Annotated in this window: 4 protein-coding genes; all 4 read right to left on the bottom strand. The window is 37.0% G+C overall.

The window, feature by feature from the left end; all coding sequences use genetic code 11:
- On the bottom strand, positions 1–215 hold a 215-nt coding region (locus tag DFQ00_RS28525), incomplete at its 3' end, for a stalk domain-containing protein (RefSeq protein ID WP_425271061.1).
- A gap of 756 nt (positions 216–971) precedes the next feature.
- Positions 972–1202, bottom strand: a complete 231-nt coding sequence (locus DFQ00_RS28530) for a hypothetical protein (protein WP_174812209.1) — start codon at positions 1200–1202, stop codon at positions 972–974.
- Positions 1203–1463: 261 nt separating this feature from the next.
- Complete coding sequence (locus DFQ00_RS28535) at positions 1464–1928, bottom strand: SMI1/KNR4 family protein (protein WP_110899760.1); 465 nt, start codon at positions 1926–1928, stop codon at positions 1464–1466.
- 12 nt (positions 1929–1940) lie between these two features.
- A partial coding sequence (locus tag DFQ00_RS30055; protein ID WP_279630444.1) for a deaminase domain-containing protein occupies positions 1941–2756 on the bottom strand: 816 nt, incomplete at its 5' end.

Here is a 2756-nt window from a genome sequence, read left to right on the forward strand (position 1 = left end):
TTCGCACCTAACGCTTCGGATACAAATCGAATGGGAACCATAACACTCCCTTGAGCATCCTGAAATGGCTTGGCATCTGGAAATTTCATCTTAATGGTGTTTAACAACACTTCTACTTGTTTGGGCTTACCCGCAGCGGAGGCCGATTCCGCTCCTGATCCCATCAAACTTACACTTAATGCACCTGCTAATACCGCTAACATCAGTTTTTTCATCTTCTTGACTCCTCAACTTCCTAATATAGTTTCTATAGGTTTCTCATGACTCTATTTATCGGCTTGAACATCCTAAAAACAAATTATAACTGGGAATTTCCACAATATTATACCAGTAATTATTTGTACAAACTAGTGAATTTAAAGCTATTGTTCTTCTCGTTGCAGTTTGAATGATGGGCCCATTCGGCACTGGAGTAGTCCCACCAATCATTCAAGTAAGTTCTCTTACAAATCTATGGGATTTTTATAGCACCATTCATTGTCCAATGGCTTATTTTTTATTTTTTCTAAATCTTCTATTGTATAAAACCAGTTATCTTCAATCCATACTTTTGCAGAAGGATATACTTTTAGAATTCCATAAAGTATCTTAAATAATAAATCTTCATTCTCCTAGAAATCTTCAGATACTAATGCCTTAAAATATTGGCTTTTAGAATCATCCCAATTAAAGTCTACGGTTTGAAATTTATAAGGCTCATCATACAACTCCAAGATATTTGCCTTGAATAATTGTCTTCAAAAGGAATGTCACTAAAATAAATTGAGCAGAACTTTAATTTTCCAGTTTCATCATACTCGTCATAATTATTAGAAAAGTATATCCTGTAATTAATATACATTAATATAATATTTTTCAATAATTCGCTTGCAGAGATGCTTTTTCCTTGCCAAATAATACAAAAGTTGAAATTCCCATTATTTTAATCCCCCTCCTAATTCATCTAAATAATTTCACAACTATTGACCTCGTTATACTGTACAAGCTGCTTGCAATCTGATGCTTCTTGCTCTAGTCTGCGTATCCAAATGCTTCGCATGGTTCAACAACTGCTGAATCTTTTCGCTAACTTGAAAATCTGTAAGTCCTGTTTGCTGCAACGCTGCCGCCTGCTCTCTTAATTCTCTCGCTTGCTGACAATAACCATGAATTTCATCCATAAGCTGCTCATACTCTGCTTGTCCCAGTGCAATAGACCTCAATTCTTTTTTGCTCCTGTGCTAGTTGCTGGTTCTTCAACTCTTCTGCACCTACTAATTAACGTTTTGCCACTCGTTTCATCCTCCTTTGATTTCGAGCATACAAAAAAAGCTCATTCATACTCATGATTCAAGTGGGAAAGAGCTTTTGAAAGTTTATCAACTGTTTGAATTATATAGTCTTTCGTTTGTTGATTGTATTGCACGATCTTGTGTTGGGTTTGTAAATGGGCTTAAACAAAAATTTTGACAACCCTTTACTTCCTAATCTTTCTTTTGAAAAACATACTTATCTCTCAAATATCTGCGCTGTAAAAATTCTGCAAAAGTATCTGCAATCTTATAGAAACCTTCTTTCTTCTTACCTTCGGAATAAAAATAGACAGGGGGATTCTCACCCTCATTTAATTTAAAGAAACAAAACATACACCCTTGACTCATCCAAAATACAAAATCGTTACAGGTAAGCTTCAAAGGAACCTTATTTTCTTCTAATAATTCCGCTCCCCATTCATTCAATTCCAGCAACTCGTCAATAAAACATGATTCTCCACGTAAAAAAGTATGCTCTGTTCCGCCTCCCATTACTTCAAGAAACTCAATATATGCTTCAGGAAGTTTATTAGTTCCTATCAACTTCTTCACTTCATTTAATTCTTCCATTGTGCACGGAATCATAGGAATTTTATCATTTTGAAGTTGGGTAACAAGTTCATTTAAATATTTCATCGTTATTCTCCTTTATTTTGGAATTACTTCAACACGAACTAACTCGATATTTGGAAACTCTTTCTGGAATTGATCAACCAAATCAATACAATTATCACAATACGGTCTTTCAGAAATAATTTCAATTTTCCCCTTAACATCAGGCTTTTCTTTGTACTTGAGCCTTAAATATTCTACAACTTTTTGTTCTGTATGACTTGTGAATTCGCTAATTGGTCCCTGATAATGATAATCCTCTGGTTGTGGAGGCTTAAAATTGCCTTTATTAACGTAATCATTGTCTGTAAACTCTCCACTAACGCTTTCTAAATCTATCTCATCACCATCTATTTTTCCTTTTGCCGCCGCAACGTTCCTTTTCTTCCCAGCAGTATATTTCTTCCTTAGGGATTCGACAAGTTCTCTGTCTGCTTGTGTGGTTTCTCTAAAATATCTTCTAACAGGTTCACCCGTCCCCTCAACCATTCTCTTCTCCTTCTCCGCAAATTCAGAGAATTTAGAGGATTCCCGAGCTTTTTTGCTCTCCGCGATATTGTCCATCACTTGAAGTAGTGGGTCTTTATATCCGTTAAATCCACCCGCCATTGGCCCCGATCCAGGCGGGCGAGAAGACGCATCAAGCTTTATTCCCCCTCCTGACGATGTTAGCAAATTATGCGGTTTGATCATCTTGGCGGTAATCCCGCCTCCAATCACCATGCCTCCCATGCCCATCATATTGGCCCAGTGCTCACTGGACCAGGCATTCGCGGGGAATATCGATTCACGGATTGTACCATGAATGCCAAATGTCAGCCAATTGGCGGTATCATTTGGTGAGTCAAATGC

Origin of the sequence: Paenibacillus barcinonensis (assembly GCF_003217495.1) — a bacterium.
In the GTDB taxonomy this organism is placed as follows: Bacteria; Bacillota; Bacilli; order Paenibacillales; family Paenibacillaceae; genus Paenibacillus; species Paenibacillus barcinonensis.